This is a genomic window from Novosphingobium kunmingense (assembly GCF_002813245.1).
GTDB lineage: Bacteria > Pseudomonadota > Alphaproteobacteria > Sphingomonadales > Sphingomonadaceae > Novosphingobium > Novosphingobium kunmingense.
The window spans coordinates 247,050-262,800 of the sequence record NZ_PHUF01000003.1; the positions used below are offsets into that span (position 1 = coordinate 247,050).

Sequence of the window (15,751 nt, forward strand, 5' to 3'; positions counted from 1 at the left end):
CGGTGAAAGGTGGCCTGGGCTTATTCTTCGCCGTCGGCCGCCTCGGGGTTCAGGTATTCGCCGGCATCGGCATCGGTGCCGTGGGTGTCGCCTTCGACGGCGGCCAGCGGATCTTCGAAGCCGGCGGCTTCCGGTCCCTGGGCCAGCTCGGCGGCGTGCTCTTCAGCCGCGCTGTCGGGAGCGATCAGGCTCTCCTGCAGCTTGCGGTAGGAGGCGCGCAGCGCGGCGTCGCGGCTGGAAGCGGCCACGCGCAGGCGGTTCATGCCCGCACCGGTTCCGGCGGGGATGAGGCGACCAACGATGACGTTTTCCTTCAGGCCGATCAGGCTGTCGCGCTTTCCTTCGACCGCCGCCTGCGTGAGCACGCGGGTGGTTTCCTGGAACGACGCGGCCGAGATGAACGAACGCGTCTGGAGCGAAGCCTTGGTGATGCCCAGCAGCACCGGCTTGCCTTCCGCGGGCTTCTGACCCGGTTCCAGCTTGGCGTTGTATTCGTCCATTTCCTCGCGATCGACCTGTTCGCCGGCCAGCAGCACGGTGTCGCCGCCGTCGGTGATCTCGACCTTCTGCAGCATCTGGCGAACGATCACCTCGATGTGCTTGTCGTTGATCTTCACGCCCTGCAAGCGGTACACTTCCTGGATTTCCGCGACGAGGTATTCGGCCAGAGCCTCCACCCCGAGCACTTCCAGGATTTCGTGCGGGTTGGGCGAGCCCGAAATCAGGTTGTCGCCCTTCTTGACCCAGTCGCCTTCCTGAACGTCGATCACCTTCGACTTGGGGATCAGGTATTCTACCGGATCACCCTCTTCCGGAACGATCGCGATCTTGCGCTTGGCCTTGTAGTCGCGAACGAATTCGATCCGCCCCGAAGCCTTCGCGATGATCGCGTTGTCCTTGGGAATACGGGCTTCGAACAGTTCGGCCACGCGCGGCAGACCGCCGGTGATGTCGCGGGTCTTGGCGGCTTCGCGGCTGGCACGGGCCAGAACGTCACCGGCTTCGACCGCTTGCCCGTCTTCGACCGACAGGGTCGTGCCCGGCGCCATGATATAGCGCGCGGCTTCACCGCTGCTGTCGTCAAGCAGGGTCAGGCGCGGACGCAAATCCTCCTTCTTGGACCGCGACGTCGAACGGTTCTCGGTCACGACGCGGCTGCTCATCCCGGTGGCTTCGTCGGTCGCCTCGGTCATGGTCTTGCCGTCGATCAGGTCCTGGTACTTCACGATACCGGCCTGGTCGGTGATCACCGGCAGAGTGAACGGATCCCATTCTGCCAGGCGCTCGCCTTCCTTGACCGCTGCGCCATCGGTGTGGAGCAGGTGGGTCCCGTAAGGCACGCGGTGGATCGCGCGTTCGCGGCCCTCGCTGTCGATCACCACGATCTCGCCGTTGCGGGCAAGGCTGAGGCGGCGACCGCGCTTGTCGACGATGGTCGGGATGTCACGGTACTGGACCGTGCCGTCCGAAATCGCTTCGAGGTGCGAGGTTTCGTTGACCTGCGCCGCGCCGCCGATGTGGAACGTGCGCATGGTCAGCTGGGTGCCGGGCTCGCCGATCGACTGGGCAGCGATGACGCCGACCGCTTCACCGATGTTCACCGGCGTACCGCGAGCAAGGTCGCGGCCATAGCAGGTCGCGCAGACGCCCTGTTCGGCCTCGCAGATCAGCGGTGAGCGAATCTTGACCGCCTGGACGCCCGAGGCTTCGACCGCGGCGGTGGCCGCTTCGTCGAGCAGGGTGCCGTTGGCCATCACGATCTCGCCGTCCTTGCTGGCGATGTCTTCGGCCAGCGTGCGGCCGAGGATGCGTTCGCCAAGCGAAGCGATGGTCGAACCGCCCTGCACGATCGCGCGCATTTCCAGCGCCCGTTCGGTTCCGCAGTCATCCACCACGACCACGCAGTCCTGCGACACGTCGACCAGGCGGCGGGTCAGGTAACCCGAGTTCGCGGTCTTCAGCGCGGTGTCCGCCAGGCCCTTGCGGGCGCCGTGGGTCGAGTTGAAGTATTCAAGAACGGTCAGACCTTCCTTGAAGTTCGAGATGATCGGCGTTTCGATGATTTCGCCCGACGGCTTGGCCATGAGGCCGCGCATACCGGCAAGCTGCTTCATCTGGGTCGGCGAACCACGCGCACCGGAGTGCGACATCATGTAGATCGAGTTGATCGGCTTTTGGCGCCCGGTTTCGGGGTCGACCGGGCTGGCGCGGATCTCGTCCATCATGGCGTTGGCCACCTGGTCGCCGCAGCGGCTCCAGGCGTCGATCACCTTGTTGTACTTTTCCTGCTGGGTGATCAGGCCGTCCTGATACTGCTGTTCGTAGTCGGCAACCAGAGCCTTGGTTTCCTCGACCAGCGCTTCCTTGCTGTCGGGGATGATCATGTCGTCCTTGCCGAACGAGATCCCCGCCTTGAACGCGTTGCGGAAGCCCAGCGCCATGATGGCGTCGGCGAACAGCACCGTGTCCTTCTGTCCGGTGTGGCGATAGACCTGGTCGATGACGTCGCCGATTTCCTTCTTGGTCAGCACCTTGTTGACCACGTCGAAGGGCACGGTGTGCGACTTGGGCAGGCATTCGCCGATCAGCATTCGGCCCGGAGTGGTTTCGAACCGCTTCAGGTACTGCTTGCCCTGCTCGTCGGTCTGCGGAACGCGGGCGGTGATCTTCGAGTGGAGCGTCACCGCACCCACTTCCAGCGCCTGGTGCACTTCGGCCATGTCGGCGAACATCATCTTTTCGCCCGGCTCACCCTCGCGGTCGAGCGACAGGTAGTAGAGACCCAAGACCATGTCCTGCGACGGCACGATGATCGGCTTGCCGTTGGCGGGCGAGAGGATGTTGTTGGTCGACATCATCAGCACGCGCGCTTCGAGCTGGGCTTCGAGGCTGAGCGGAACGTGGACGGCCATCTGGTCGCCGTCGAAGTCGGCGTTGAACGCCGAGCAGACGAGCGGGTGCAACTGGATCGCCTTGCCTTCGATGAGGACCGGCTCGAACGCCTGGATGCCGAGGCGGTGCAGCGTCGGCGCGCGGTTCAGCAGGACCGGGTGTTCGCGGATCACTTCGTCGAGGATGTCCCAGACTTCCTTGCGTTCCTTTTCGACCCACTTCTTGGCCTGCTTGAGGGTCATCGACAGACCCTTGGCGTCGAGGCGCGCGTAAATGAACGGCTTGAACAGTTCGAGCGCCATCTTCTTGGGCAGGCCGCACTGGTGCAGCTTGAGTTCCGGCCCGGTCACGATGACCGAACGGCCCGAATAGTCGACGCGCTTGCCGAGCAGGTTCTGACGGAAGCGGCCCTGCTTGCCCTTGAGCATGTCGGACAGCGACTTGAGCGGGCGCTTGTTGGCGCCGGTGATCACGCGGCCGCGGCGGCCGTTGTCGAACAGCGCGTCAACGGCTTCCTGCAGCATGCGCTTTTCGTTGCGGACGATGATGTCCGGCGCGCGCAGTTCGATCAGGCGCTTGAGGCGGTTGTTGCGGTTGATGACGCGGCGATAGAGGTCGTTGAGGTCCGAGGTCGCGAAGCGGCCACCGTCCAATGGCACCAGCGGGCGCAGTTCGGGCGGAATGACCGGCACGACATCAAGGATCATCCATTCCGGACGGTTGCCCGAATCGATGAACGATTCGACGACCTTCAGGCGCTTGATGATCTTCTTCGGCTTCAGTTCCGACTTGGTTTCGGCCAGTTCCTTGAGCAGGTCTTCCTTTTCCTGCACCAGGTCGAGGCTCATCAGCATGTGCTTGACGGCTTCGGCCCCGATCCCGGCCGAGAAGGCGTCTTCGCCGTACTCGTCCTGGTAGTCGTAGAGTTCGTCTTCGGTCAGCAGCTGGTACTTTTCGAGCGGGGTCAGGCCCGGCTCGATCACCACGTAGCTTTCGAAGTAGAGGATGCGCTCAAGCTGCTTGAGCTGCATGTCGAGCAGCAGGCCGATGCGCGAGGGCAGCGACTTGAGGAACCAGATGTGCGCGACCGGCGCGGCCAGTTCGATGTGGCCCATGCGCTCGCGGCGGACCTTGGTCACGGTCACTTCGACGCCGCACTTTTCGCAGACGACGCCCTTGTACTTCATGCGCTTGTACTTGCCGCACAGGCACTCGTAGTCCTTCACCGGACCGAAGATGCGGGCGCAGAACAGGCCGTCGCGCTCCGGCTTGAAGGTGCGGTAGTTGATCGTTTCCGGCTTCTTGATTTCGCCGAAGGACCACGAACGGATGCGCTCGGGACTGGCGAGGCCGATCTGGATCTGGTCGAAGGTTTCGGGCTTCGCCATCTGGTTGGTGAACTTGGTCAGGTCGTTCATGGTGTGAGCCTCAGTTCTGGCTTGAATGGGTGTGCGCGGCCGGGACCGCGGGGGAATACATCGACGGCGGGACGACGACGCTGGGCCGGTGGGCCAGGTTGTCGCGGTCCAGCGGGTGCGGGAAACGCGTATTGGGATTGCGGCTGTGGATGCGGTCCTTGCGCAGCAGGGTTGCTTCGACCAGCGGCGTGACAGCGTGGCGGCGACCCGTCATGACCGGTACGACGTTGTTGGCGTGCAGGTGGACGATGTCGAAATGCTTGCGCAGCCGCTTGAGGACAGGGATCAGCACGGTCGAACCGAAGGGATCGAACACACGGTCGAGGCCGTGCAATTCGAGCACAATGATGCGGAACCGGGTCAGCGTTTCCTCGCTGACCTGCGCCAGCGTCAGCCATTCGTGGCCCTCGATATCCATCTGCAGCAGAAGGTCGCCCTTCTGGTCGCCGACGGACTGGTTGACCCAGTCGTCCAGGGTGATCGTATCCGCGTCGGAAACGATGCCCAAGTGCTTGCGCTGGAACGAATTGCCCGGATGGCTGAGCGGCGTGTCGGCGATCGAGGCATCGGCCTGGAACGTCTTCATGCCGCGGGCCAGCATGTCTTCCTCGAAAGTGACGGTTTCCGACACCCCCGGGGAAAAGCACGCGACGATCCCGTCGAGATCGTCGGGCACCAGGTAGCCGCCGTCCTCCTCGCCGCCGATCCGCACCAGCGCGTGCTCGGTCGAGACGGGCCGGATCGCCGCGAAGAACGGCTCCTGCGCGCTCACCGGCACGTGTTGGCGCATGGCGACGCCAAAGCGCGAAGCCATGAGCTGGATCGATTTGAGGAACGGATTGGACATGAGCCGTGAACGCCTTACTCGGCCGCCTCCGCGAAATCGTCGCCCTCGTCCTCGTCGGTGAGGCTCGAAAGTTCCACGTTGAGGCCGAGGCTGCGCATTTCCTTGACGAGCACGTTGAAGCTTTCGGGAATGCCGGCCTCGAAGGTGTCGTCGCCCTTGACGATCGCTTCGTAGACCTTGGTGCGGCCGACCACGTCGTCCGACTTCACCGTCAGCATTTCCTGCAGCGTGTAGGCCGCGCCGTAAGCCTGGAGCGCCCAGACCTCCATTTCCCCGAAGCGCTGGCCGCCGAACTGCGCCTTGCCGCCCAGCGGCTGCTGGGTGACGAGCGAGTAGGGGCCGATCGAACGGGCGTGGATCTTGTCGTCGACCAGGTGGTGCAGCTTGAGCACGTACTTCATGCCCACGGTGACCTTGCGGTCGAAGGCATCGCCGGTGCGGCCGTCGTACAGCGTGACCTGGCCCGATTCGTCGAGCCCGGCGAGACGCAGCATGTCGGTGACGTCGGCTTCCACCGCGCCGTCGAACACGGGCGAACCCATCGGCACGCCGGCCCGGACCGACTGCGCGAATTCGACGATCTGGTCGTCGGTCCGCTCGTCGATGTCGGCGGCGTAGTTTTCGCCGTAGACGGTCTTGAGCAGTTCGCGCACCGCTTCCGGCGGCTGGCCGGCCTCGGGGTTCGGGTTGGCTTCGCGCCAGGCATCGAGGGCATCGCCGATCTTCTTGCCGAGGCCGCGGGCGGCCCAGCCGAGGTGGGTTTCGAAGATCTGTCCGACGTTCATGCGCGAGGGCACGCCCAGCGGGTTGAGCACGAAGTCGACCGGGGTTCCGTCTTCGAGGAACGGCATGTCTTCCTGCGGCAGGATCCGGCTGATGATGCCCTTGTTGCCGTGACGGCCGGCCATCTTGTCGCCCGGCTGCAGCTTGCGCTTCACCGCGACGAAGACCTTGACCATCTTGAGCACGCCGGGGGCGAGTTCGTCACCGCGTTCGAGCTTTTCCTTGCGGTCCTCGAACTTCTCCTGGATCGCCTTGACGGTCGCGTCGTACTGTTCCTTGACCGCTTCGAGCTGGCCCTGGACCTTGTCGTCGGCAACCGCGAACTTCCACCATTCGTGACGTTCCACTTCGCCGAGGTTGGCCTCGTCGATGGTGTCGCCCTTCTTGAAGCCCTTCGGCGCGGCGGCCGCCACCTGGCCCACCAGCATGTCGCGCAGGCGGTTGTAGGTGGCGCGGTTCAGAATGCCGCGTTCGTCTTCGCGGTCCTTGGCGAGGCGTTCGATTTCCTCGTTCTGGATGGCGCGGGTACGGTCGTCCACCTCGATGCCGTGGCGGTTGAAGACGCGCACGTCGACGATGGTGCCCGACACGCCCGGCGGCAGGCGAAGCGAGGTGTCGCGCACGTCGCTGGCCTTTTCGCCGAAGATGGCGCGCAGCAGCTTTTCTTCCGGCGTCATCGGCGATTCGCCCTTGGGCGTGATCTTGCCGACCAGGATGTCGCCCGGATGCACTTCGGCACCGACATAGACGATGCCCGCTTCGTCGAGGTTGCGCAGCGCTTCCTCGCCGACGTTCGGGATGTCGCGGGTGATGTCCTCGGGCCCGAGCTTGGTGTCGCGGGCCATGACTTCGAATTCCTCGACGTGGATCGAGGTGAAGACGTCTTCCTTGACGATGCGTTCGCTGATCAGGATCGAGTCTTCGTAGTTGTACCCGTTCCACGGCATGAACGCGACGAGCACGTTCCGGCCAAGTGCCAGTTCACCGAATTCGGTCGAAGGACCGTCGGCGATGATAGTGCCCTTTTCAATGAGGTCGCCCACCTTCACCAGCGGACGCTGATTGATGCAGGTCGACTGGTTCGAACGTTCGAACTTCTGCAGGCGGTAGATGTCGACGCCCGACTGGCCAGGTTCGATATCGCCCGAGGCGCGGATCACGATACGGGTCGCGTCGACCTGGTCGACGATGCCCGAACGCAGGGCCGAAATCGCCGCGCCCGAATCGCGCGCCACGGTTTCTTCCATACCGGTGCCGACGAAGGGCGCATCCGCCTTGATCAGCGGAACGGCCTGGCGCTGCATGTTCGATCCCATCAGCGCGCGGTTGGCGTCGTCGTTTTCCAGGAACGGAATGAGCGAGGCGGCAACCGAGACGAGCTGCTTGGGGGAAACGTCCATCAGCGTCACGTGATCGCGCGGCGCCATCACGAATTCGCCGCTTTCACGTGCCGAAACCAGTTCCTCGACGAACGAGCCGTCCTTGTTCAGCTCGGCCGAGGCCTGGGCCACGGTGTGCTTCTGCTCTTCCATGGCCGACAGGTAGACGACCTCGCCGGTCACCTTGCCGTCGATCACCTTGCGGTACGGGGTCTCGATGAAACCGTACTTGTTGACGCGGGCGAAGGTCGACAGCGAGTTGATCAGACCGATGTTCGGGCCTTCCGGCGTTTCGATCGGGCAGATGCGGCCATAGTGGGTCGGGTGAACGTCGCGGACTTCGAAGCCGGCGCGCTCACGGGTGAGGCCGCCCGGGCCAAGCGCCGAAACGCGGCGCTTGTGGGTGACTTCCGACAGCGGGTTGGTCTGGTCCATGAACTGCGAGAGCTGCGAGGAACCGAAGAACTCGCGCACTGCGGCGACCGCAGGCTTGGCGTTGATCAGGTCGTTCGGCATGACGGTCGACACGTCGACGCTGCTCATGCGCTCCTTGACCGCGCGCTCCATGCGCAGCAGGCCGACACGGTACTGGTTTTCCAGCAGTTCGCCGACCGAACGGACGCGGCGGTTGCCGAGGTTGTCGATGTCGTCGACTTCGCCCTTGCCGTCCTTCAGGTTCACCAGTTCCTTGACGACAGCCAGGATATCCTCGCTGCGCAAGGTGGTGATGGTGTCTTCGGCGTCGAGGCCGAGACGCATGTTGAGCTTGACGCGGCCCACGGCCGACAGGTCGTAGCGGTCCGGATCGAAGAACAGGCCGTCGAACAGCGCTTCGGCGGTTTCGCGCGTCGGCGGTTCGCCCGGGCGCATGACGCGGTAGATGTCGGCCAGCGCGTGGTCGCGGTCTTCGGCCTTGTCGGCCTTAAGCGTGTTGCGGATCCACGGGCCGGTGTTGACGTGGTCGATGTCGAGCAGTTCGAGCTGGTCGATCCCCGCCTTGTCGAGCGCATCGAGGTTTTCGGGGCTGACTTCGTCGCCCGCTTCGATCCAGATGCGGCCGGTGCTTTCGTCGATCAGGTCGAGCGCCGAATAGCGGCCGAACACTTCCTCGGTCGGGATAAGCAGTTCGGCAAGGCCGTCCTTTTCCGCCTTGTTGGCGGCGCGGGGGCTGATCTTGGTGCCGGCGGCGAAGATCACTTCGCCCGACTTCGCATCGACGATGTCGAAGGCCGGCTTCTGGCCGCGCCACTGTTCGGCCACGTAGGGCAGGCGCCAGCCGCCTTCGCCGCGCTTCCAGGTGACGGTCTGGTAGAAGTAGCCGAGGATCTGTTCGTCGTTCAGGCCCAGCGCGTGCAGCAGTGCGGTGACCGGCAGCTTGCGCTTGCGGTCGATACGGACGTTGACGATGTCCTTGGCGTCGAATTCGAAGTCGAGCCACGACCCGCGGTACGGAATGACGCGGGCGGCGAACAGGTACTTGCCCGAAGAGTGCGTCTTGCCGCGGTCATGGTCGAACAGCACGCCCGGCGAGCGGTGCATCTGGCTGACGATGACGCGCTCGGTGCCGTTGATGATGAAGGTGCCGTTCTCGGTCATGAGCGGCATGTCGCCCATGTAGACGTCCTGCTCCTTGATATCGAGGACCGAACGGGTTTCGGTTTCGGCATCGACCTCGAACACGATCAGGCGCAGCGTGACCTTCATCGGGGCGGCATAGGTGATCCCGCGCTGGCGGCACTCGGTGGTGTCGTACTTGGGGTCTTCCAGCTCGTAGTGGACGAAGTCCAGTTCGCTGGTGCCGGCGAAGTCGCGGATCGGGAAGACCGAGCGCAGCGTCTTTTCGAGGCCCGAAACATACCCGGACGACGGTTCGGAACGCAGGAACTGCTCGTACGATTCGCGCTGCACCTCGATCAGGTTCGGCATCTTCACCACTTCGTGGATGTCGCCGAAGATCTTGCGGATGCGGCGCTTCGCAGGGGTGCGGAGCGTGTTGGCGGGCTTGGTTGCCATGAGGAGACGTGCCTCTTTCGCTTGAGTGCCGGACTGGAAAATCCGGCTGAAAACTGTGCCACGCGCGGGCTTGGTGGCATCCACCGGACGGCGAAAAGGCCGCAGGACAAACGCCTCCCGATCGGGAAGCGGCCCGCAGCCTTCTTGCGTCAGATGAAACGTCCGGGCTTCCTTCCGTGCCAGTCCCCCGCGCATGGGACCGGCTTGCTCGAAGCCTGAGCGAAGGCGGCATATAGGCGCGAGGACCCTTGCTGTCAAACGCGGGGGCAGGGCGCTGCCGCGGCCAGGTCGCGGAATCCGCGACTTTCCGATTATCAATCAACTGAATATCGTTTTTCGATATTATCGATTGACGATATGGGCGAATCGGTTTATTGACTATCGATATCGAACATATCGGAGAACGATCAATGACCCAGTCCAACCACCCGCTCGCCGCCGTCCTCGCCATTACCGTGGTCTTCACGCTGTGGCTGCCGACCCTGGCCACCCCGGCCGATCCCGCCGCCGCGGTGGCGGTCGTCAAGATCCTCTGAACCCGCACCTCAAGGGGGCCGCCATGCCACATGCCAAACCCGACGCCCTGCTGGGCTTTGCCAAGGCGTTCGTATCGTTCCTTATCGTTCTGGCCTGGATTGTCCTGGCCGTGATGGCTCTGACCACGGTTGCCCTCGGCGGAGCCTGGGCCGTGCAGCATCCCGACCTGATCCGCGAGATGGCCAAGAACATGAAGCCCGGCGCCGAGCTGTGGGAGGCGATGACCGCGCTTCTGCTCATCCTGGCCCTTGTCGCTGCGATGGCAGCCATGGCGCTGCGCTGGCTTCAGAAGCTGAAGGCGATCATCGACAGCGTCTCGCTGGGCGATCCCTTCGCACCCGAAAACGCCGACCGGTTGCGCGCCATGGGCTGGCTCACCGTCGCCATCGAGTTGACCTCGACTCCTGTAGGCGCGTTGGGCGAATGGCTGGCCCGCACGTTCAAGGATGCGACGTCGGACTTCGGCCTGTCGCTGGGCGGCCTGCTGCTCGCGATGGTGCTGTTCATCCTTGCCCGGGTGTTCCGCGAAGGCGCTGCCATGCGCGCCGATCTGGAAGGAACCGTGTGATGCCCGTGACCATCAAGCTCGACGATCTGCTCCACCAGCGGCGCATGACCCTGACCGAACTGGCCGAACGCGTCGACATCACGCTCGCCAACCTGTCGATCCTCAAGACCGGCAAGGCCAAGGCGATCCGCTTCTCCACGCTCGAGGCGATCTGCGAGGCGCTCGAGTGCCAGCCGGGCGATCTCATCGGCTATACGCAGGACTGACCGTCCCTAGTCCCGACCGGTCCTGCACGGGGCGGCGCCTGAACCGGGCGCCGCCCCTTTCGTTTGCACATTCCTTGACTTCGCGGCCAATCCCGCTATTGGCCCGCCCCGACCGGCAGGGGATTCGTGCCCTTGCCGATCAGCCGTCCGAGACAGTTGCTGAGGGTTTCCCTCTTAATCTGCAGCCTAGACGGGGACAGAGATTTCGCAGGCCCGCCATCCGTGCGGTTCTGCATCCGGCGTGTTTCACGTCCTCCTTCCCCTTCGAACGGACTCGCCCGTGGTGCACCTCGCGCCATGGACAAACGTAGCCGGCCGCGCGGGGCATGCCCCAAGCGGTCATTTTGAAGGAGTAAGGCATGGATCGTTCGCAGAAAGCCGAATCGGTCGCTTCGCTCAACGCAAGCTTTGCCGAGGCCGGCGTGGTGGTCGTCACCCGCAACCTCGGGCTGTCGGTGGCGCAGTCCACCGTCCTGCGCGGCAAGGTGCGTGAAGCGGGTGCGACTTACAAGGTTGCGAAGAACCGTCTTGCCAAGCTTGCCATCCAGGACACCGACTATGTCGGTATCGGCGAGTTCCTGACCGGCCCGACCGCGATTGCCGTTTCGGCAGACCCGGTTGCCGCCGCGAAGGCGGTCGTCGATTTCGCCAAGACGAACGACAAGCTCGAAATCGTCGGCGGGTCGATGGGCACGCAGGTTCTGAACGCGGAAGGGGTCAAGGCGCTCGCCGCGATGCCGTCGCTCGACGAACTGCGCGCCAAGCTCATCGGTCTGGTTCAGGCTCCGGCCACCAAGGTCGCCCAGCTCACCACCGCTCCGGCGGCGAAGCTGGCCCGCGTCTTCGGTGCCTACGCCGCCAAGGATGCTGCTTAAGCAGACGTTTCTCAAACGATTTACCGGATGTCTGGGCGCCGCCCGCTTCCGGCCAACAATTTAGGAGTGAAACATCATGGCTGATATCGCCAAGCTCGTTGAAGAACTTTCGAAGCTGACCGTTCTGGAAGCCGCCGACCTCGCCAAGGCTCTCGAAGAAGCCTGGGGCGTGAGCGCCGCTGCCGCTGTTGCCGTTGCTGCCCCCGCTGGCGGTGGCGCTGCTGCTGAAGCTGTCGAAGAAAAGACCGAATTCGACGTCATCCTGACCGGCGACGGCGGCAACAAGATCGCCGTCATCAAGGAAGTCCGCGCGATCACCTCGCTGGGTCTGACCGAAGCCAAGGCGCTGGTGGAAGCCGCTCCGAAGGCGATCAAGGAAGGCACCAACAAGACCGACGCCGAAGAAATCAAGAAGAAGATCGAAGCCGCTGGCGGCACCGTCGAAATCAAGTAATTTCGACCGGCGATCCCCTTCGGGATTACAGGAAAGGGCGGCCTCGCGGGGCCGCCCTTTTTCGTTGCCGGTCAGGCGACCATGCGGTCCACCCCGGCAAAGGGGCTGAGCCGCAGCCATTGGCCGATCGTCGCGGCCAGCCGCTCGTCGCCGGCCATGGTCAGGCGGCCTGCCTCGCTCGCCGCGACGATGGTCGAATGGCCCATCCAGATCGCGGTCATCTCGGCCAGCGGCGCGCGCACGAACAGGTCGATGTCGCTGCCCGGATCGACCGAGCACAGGTCGACCGGCTCGTCCGGGCGAATCACCAGCCACCATTTCTGCTCGCGCGCGGGGGCATCGGGATAGGTAAAGTGGATGGTGCGCGGCGCCGGCGGTGGCGGATCGATCACCAGGTTGCGGCGCATGTCCCACATCAGGAGCGTCGCATCGAGCTTTTCGAGCGACAGTTCGCTCGCCACCCAGCGCTGGCCCCAGCAGCCCATCGCCTCGACGATCGGGCGCAATTCCTGCCCGGCATCGGTCAGCACGTATTCGGTCGCGCCGGGATCGCGCGCGGCGGGCCGCCGTTCGAGGACTCCAGCATCCTCGAGTTCGCGTAGCCGCTGGGTCAGGAGGGCCGGCGACATGCGCGGCATCCCGCGGCGCAGCTCGTTGAAGCGGGCCGGTCCGCACAGCAGTTCACGCAACACCACGATGGTCCAGCGCGTGCAGAGCAGTTCCGATGCCATCGCGACCGGACAGAACTGGTGGTAGGATTGCTCGGCCATGGGTGAAGGGCTCCTTGGGCGCCGACGACGGATGCAAAGTTACCACCCCATCCGCGGCTTGGCGATTCCCGAGGGTTCGCTTCACTTTCTGTATCGGGGCGCTTCACTATCTGAACTAGTCCGGCTTGCCTGCGGCTTGGTATTTCGACTCCATCAAAACCGGAGGAGAGACTACCATGCTGCTCGATATGAGCGATCGCTTCAAACCCGCCGACTGGACCGCCGCGGCCCGCGCCGTGGCCGAGGCTGCCGCGGCTCACGCCGAAAGGCACGACGCCGACGACAGCTTCGTGGCTGAAGGCTTCGCCCAGCTGAAGCAGGCCGGGCTGTTCAAGGCGCTGGTCCCCGTCGATCTTGGCGGCGGCGGCGCGACCATCGCCGAGATGTGCGACGTGATCCGCACCATCGCCAAGGGTTGCGGGTCGACCGCGCTGGCCTTTTCGATGCACTGCCACCTGATCGCCGCTGCGGCCTGGCGGCGCGAGCACCAGAACGCGCCGACCGAGGCCTTGCTGCGCCGTGTCGCGGCCGAGGACCTGATCCTGGTGTCGAGCGGCGGCAACGACTGGCTCGACAGCGGCGGGACCGCCGTCAAGGTCGAGGGCGGGTTCGAGATCACCGCGCGCAAACCCTTTGCCAGCGGCTCGCCCGCCGGCGACCTCCTGATGACCAGTGCGGTCTACGACGATCCCGAGGAGGGCCGCGTCGTGCTGCACTTCGGCGTGCCGCTCAAGGCGCCGGGGGTCGGCAGCGTCGCCACCTGGCAGGTCCTCGGCATGCGGGGGACGGGATCGAACGACCTTGTGCTCGACAAGGTCTTCGTTGCCGATGCCGCGATCAGCGGGCGGCGTCCGGCGGGGGAATGGCACATGCTGTTCCACGTCATCTCGAAGATCGCCTTCGCGATGATCTATGCCGCCTATGTCGGCCTGGCGGAAGCAGCCCGCGACAAGGCGGTAGCCCTGGCGGCGCGGCGCAGCCCCGATCCGCTGCTGGCGCAGATCGCCGGCGAACTGGACAACGAACTGCTTTCGGCAAGGCTCGCCCACGAACGCCAGGTGACCATCGCGATGGACTGGGCGCCGGGACCCGAGACGACCAGCGCGGCTCTCGCTTGCCGGACCCTGGCCGGGCGCCACGCCATCGCCGCCGTCAGCAAGGCGCTCGACCTGGCTGGAGGACAGGGCTTCTACCGCAAGGCCGGGCTGGAGCGCATGTTGCGCGACGTCCAGGCGGCACGGTTCCATCCGCTGACCGAGAAGGCCCAGCAGGACCTTGCCGGGCGGACCGCGCTGGGCTGGCCGCTGGCCTGATCGGGCGGCCTCGACAGGCGCAAAAAAGAAAGGGATCGGAACCGCGCCGTTCCGATCCCTTTCTTGCGACCCGGTGGCTTGTTGCCGAGGGCTCTGTTTTATCGGCGGTCGAGGCACCACTTGCAGCCGGCCCCGTTCGAAGGCGGTTGAACCACGAGTGTGCGTTTCTGTCCATATGGCCAGGCGGGAAATGTGGCATTTGGCGCACGGTCGTGGGGAAAAGTTGCCGGATAACCCGATGGCCGCTTCTAAACCGGCTCTCCTGCGCCTACCCGGGCCGGCTTTATGTCGGATGGACCTGCCTTGACGCCCTGGCGCACCGAAATGCGCGCGATGCTCGTGCTCGCGGTGCCGCTGGCCGCAACCAACCTACTGCAGATGATGATCCACGCGGTCGACGTGATCTTCATCGCGCGGCTGGGCGACCGCCCGCTCGCCGCATCGAGCCTCGGCATTTCGATCTTCGGGCTGACCATGTGGGGGCTTACCGGGCTAGCCGGGGCCTGCGCGCCGCTGATCGCGGCCGAACTTGGCCGGCGCCGCCACGCGGTGCGCGAAGTGCGCCGTTCGGTCCGCATGGCGCTGTGGGTGTCGGCCGGCACCGGCCTTGCCGGCATGGCGGTGACCCTCGGCGGTGAGCGGCTGCTGCTGCTGTCGGGGCAGGACCCCGAACTCAGCGCCGAGGCGGGACGCTTCATGGCGATCCTTGCCTGGGCGATGATCCCGATGATCATGGCAAGCGTCTTCCGGCAGTTCGTCGCCGCGCTGGGCAGGCCCGGCTATGCCACGGCGATCACATTGGTAGCGCTCGGCACCAATATCCTCGGCAACTGGGTGCTGGTCTTCGGCAACCTCGGGATGCCGGCGCTTGGCCTCGAAGGTTCGGCCTGGTCGAGCGTGCTGACCTCCGCCGCGATGCTGCTCGCATATCTCGTCGTGATCTATTCCGACCGTAAGCTGCGGCGCTATCACGTGCTGGGCCGCTGGTGGCGGGTCGAACCGCAGCGGCTGCGCCAGATCCTGATCCTTGGCGCTCCGATCGCGGCGACAATCTATGCCGAAGCCGGGCTATTCAGCGGCGCCGCCCTGCTGATGGGGCGGATCGGCGAGGTGGAGCTGGCAGCGCATACCCTGGCACTGAACCTGGCGGCGCTGGCCTTCCAGATCCCCTTCGGCATCGCCCAGGCGGCGACGATACGGGTCGGCTACCATTTCGGCGCCGGCAACCGCGCCGCGCTCGGCCGCGCCGGATGGTGCGCGCTGCTGGTCGGCGTGCTGTTCATGATGACGACCGCGTCGGCCATGCTGTTCGCGCCGCGCGTCATCCTGCAGCTTTACATCGACAGCGACGCGGCGGCCAACGCCGCGCTGGTCGCGCTTGCGGTCCAGTATCTGGCGATCGGCGCAGCCTTCCAGCTGTTCGACGGTGCCCAGGCCGTGGCCGCCGGCGCGCTGCGCGGTCTGCAGGACACCCGCGTGCCGCTGGCGATCGCGCTGTTCGGATACTGGGCGGTCGGCTTCGTCGTCGCGATCTGGCTGGGCTTCTTCACTCCGCTGAGCGGCGCCGGCGTGTGGGTCGGCCTCGCCCTCGGCCTTGTCGTCACGGCCGGACTGCTGACCTGGCGGTGGTACCGCCGCGAACGGCTGGGGCTGGTCGCCGCGGTCTGACCGCCCGCCGACTTTTTTCATCGTCCCG

11 protein-coding genes are annotated in these 15,751 nt (G+C 65.0%); 7 read left to right on the forward strand and 4 right to left on the reverse strand.

Going from position 1 to position 15,751, the window contains the following annotated elements:
* Nucleotides 1–20: 20 nt before the first annotated feature.
* The 3 genes from rpoC to rpoB are packed head-to-tail and all read right to left on the reverse strand — an operon-like array spanning nt 21 to nt 9,332.
* On the reverse strand, nt 21–4,310 hold the full coding sequence (gene rpoC / locus B0I00_RS07305) for a DNA-directed RNA polymerase subunit beta' (protein WP_100866735.1): 4,290 nt from the start codon (nt 4,308–4,310) through the stop codon (nt 21–23).
* A 10-nt stretch (nt 4,311–4,320) separates the two neighbouring features.
* Nucleotides 4,321–5,157 carry an FkbM family methyltransferase gene (locus tag B0I00_RS07310; RefSeq protein ID WP_100866736.1) on the reverse strand — a complete coding sequence of 279 codons (837 nt, stop codon included), beginning with the start codon at nt 5,155–5,157 and terminating at the stop codon, nt 4,321–4,323.
* 14 nt (nt 5,158–5,171) lie between these two features.
* Nucleotides 5,172–9,332 carry a DNA-directed RNA polymerase subunit beta gene (gene rpoB / locus B0I00_RS07315; RefSeq protein WP_100866737.1) on the reverse strand — a complete coding sequence of 1,387 codons (4,161 nt, stop codon included), beginning with the start codon at nt 9,330–9,332 and terminating at the stop codon, nt 5,172–5,174.
* Between the two features lie 410 nt (nt 9,333–9,742).
* Between rpoB and B0I00_RS17350 the strand changes: the two genes are divergently transcribed.
* The 5 genes from B0I00_RS17350 (at nt 9,743) to rplL (ending at nt 11,972) form a co-directional block, all read left to right on the forward strand.
* Nucleotides 9,743–9,868: a hypothetical protein gene (locus tag B0I00_RS17350; protein ID WP_269800238.1), complete on the forward strand. Its 126-nt coding sequence runs from the start codon at nt 9,743–9,745 to the stop codon at nt 9,866–9,868.
* Between the two features lie 23 nt (nt 9,869–9,891).
* Entirely contained in the window at nt 9,892–10,437 is a 546-nt protein-coding gene (locus B0I00_RS17015; protein WP_157812497.1) for a DUF2975 domain-containing protein, read from the forward strand.
* Nucleotides 10,437–10,643, forward strand: a complete 207-nt coding sequence (locus tag B0I00_RS07325) for a helix-turn-helix domain-containing protein (RefSeq protein ID WP_100866739.1) — start codon at nt 10,437–10,439, stop codon at nt 10,641–10,643. Before B0I00_RS17015 ends, B0I00_RS07325 begins: the two co-directional genes overlap by 1 nt.
* 359 nt (nt 10,644–11,002) lie before the next feature.
* A complete protein-coding gene (rplJ, locus tag B0I00_RS07330; RefSeq protein ID WP_100866740.1) occupies nt 11,003–11,518 on the forward strand; it encodes a 50S ribosomal protein L10 in 516 nt (171 codons plus the stop codon).
* Between the two features lie 76 nt (nt 11,519–11,594).
* Complete coding sequence (gene rplL / locus B0I00_RS07335) at nt 11,595–11,972, forward strand: 50S ribosomal protein L7/L12 (RefSeq protein ID WP_100866741.1); 378 nt, start codon at nt 11,595–11,597, stop codon at nt 11,970–11,972.
* A 71-nt stretch (nt 11,973–12,043) separates the two neighbouring features.
* Here the strand turns inward: rplL and B0I00_RS07340 are convergent, their stop codons facing one another.
* Entirely contained in the window at nt 12,044–12,742 is a 699-nt protein-coding gene (locus B0I00_RS07340) for a winged helix-turn-helix transcriptional regulator (protein ID WP_100866742.1), read from the reverse strand.
* A 176-nt stretch (nt 12,743–12,918) separates the two neighbouring features.
* Between B0I00_RS07340 and B0I00_RS07345 the strand changes: the two genes are divergently transcribed.
* Together B0I00_RS07345 and B0I00_RS07350 are read left to right on the forward strand one after the other, a co-directional pair.
* Nucleotides 12,919–14,055, forward strand: a complete 1,137-nt coding sequence (locus tag B0I00_RS07345; RefSeq protein WP_198519167.1) for an acyl-CoA dehydrogenase family protein — start codon at nt 12,919–12,921, stop codon at nt 14,053–14,055.
* 285 nt (nt 14,056–14,340) lie between these two features.
* Nucleotides 14,341–15,723 carry an MATE family efflux transporter gene (locus B0I00_RS07350; protein WP_100866743.1) on the forward strand — a complete coding sequence of 461 codons (1,383 nt, stop codon included), beginning with the start codon at nt 14,341–14,343 and terminating at the stop codon, nt 15,721–15,723.
* Nucleotides 15,724–15,751: the final 28 nt, after the last annotated feature.

Bases quoted from the DNA above. Each gene is read 5' to 3' on its own strand.
- rpoC (WP_100866735.1), bottom strand. From the start codon at position 4,310: ATGAACGACCTGACCAAGTTCACCAACCAGATGGCGAAGCCCGAAACC.
- B0I00_RS07310 (WP_100866736.1), bottom strand. From the start codon at position 5,157: ATGTCCAATCCGTTCCTCAAATCGATCCAGCTCATGGCTTCGCGCTTT.
- rpoB (WP_100866737.1), bottom strand. From the start codon at position 9,332: ATGGCAACCAAGCCCGCCAACACGCTCCGCACCCCTGCGAAGCGCCGC.
- B0I00_RS17350 (WP_269800238.1), top strand. From the start codon at position 9,743: ATGACCCAGTCCAACCACCCGCTCGCCGCCGTCCTCGCCATTACCGTG.
- B0I00_RS17015 (WP_157812497.1), top strand. From the start codon at position 9,892: ATGCCACATGCCAAACCCGACGCCCTGCTGGGCTTTGCCAAGGCGTTC.
- B0I00_RS07325 (WP_100866739.1), top strand. From the start codon at position 10,437: ATGCCCGTGACCATCAAGCTCGACGATCTGCTCCACCAGCGGCGCATG.
- rplJ (WP_100866740.1), top strand. From the start codon at position 11,003: ATGGATCGTTCGCAGAAAGCCGAATCGGTCGCTTCGCTCAACGCAAGC.
- rplL (WP_100866741.1), top strand. From the start codon at position 11,595: ATGGCTGATATCGCCAAGCTCGTTGAAGAACTTTCGAAGCTGACCGTT.
- B0I00_RS07340 (WP_100866742.1), bottom strand. From the start codon at position 12,742: ATGGCCGAGCAATCCTACCACCAGTTCTGTCCGGTCGCGATGGCATCG.
- B0I00_RS07345 (WP_198519167.1), top strand. From the start codon at position 12,919: ATGCTGCTCGATATGAGCGATCGCTTCAAACCCGCCGACTGGACCGCC.
- B0I00_RS07350 (WP_100866743.1), top strand. From the start codon at position 14,341: ATGTCGGATGGACCTGCCTTGACGCCCTGGCGCACCGAAATGCGCGCG.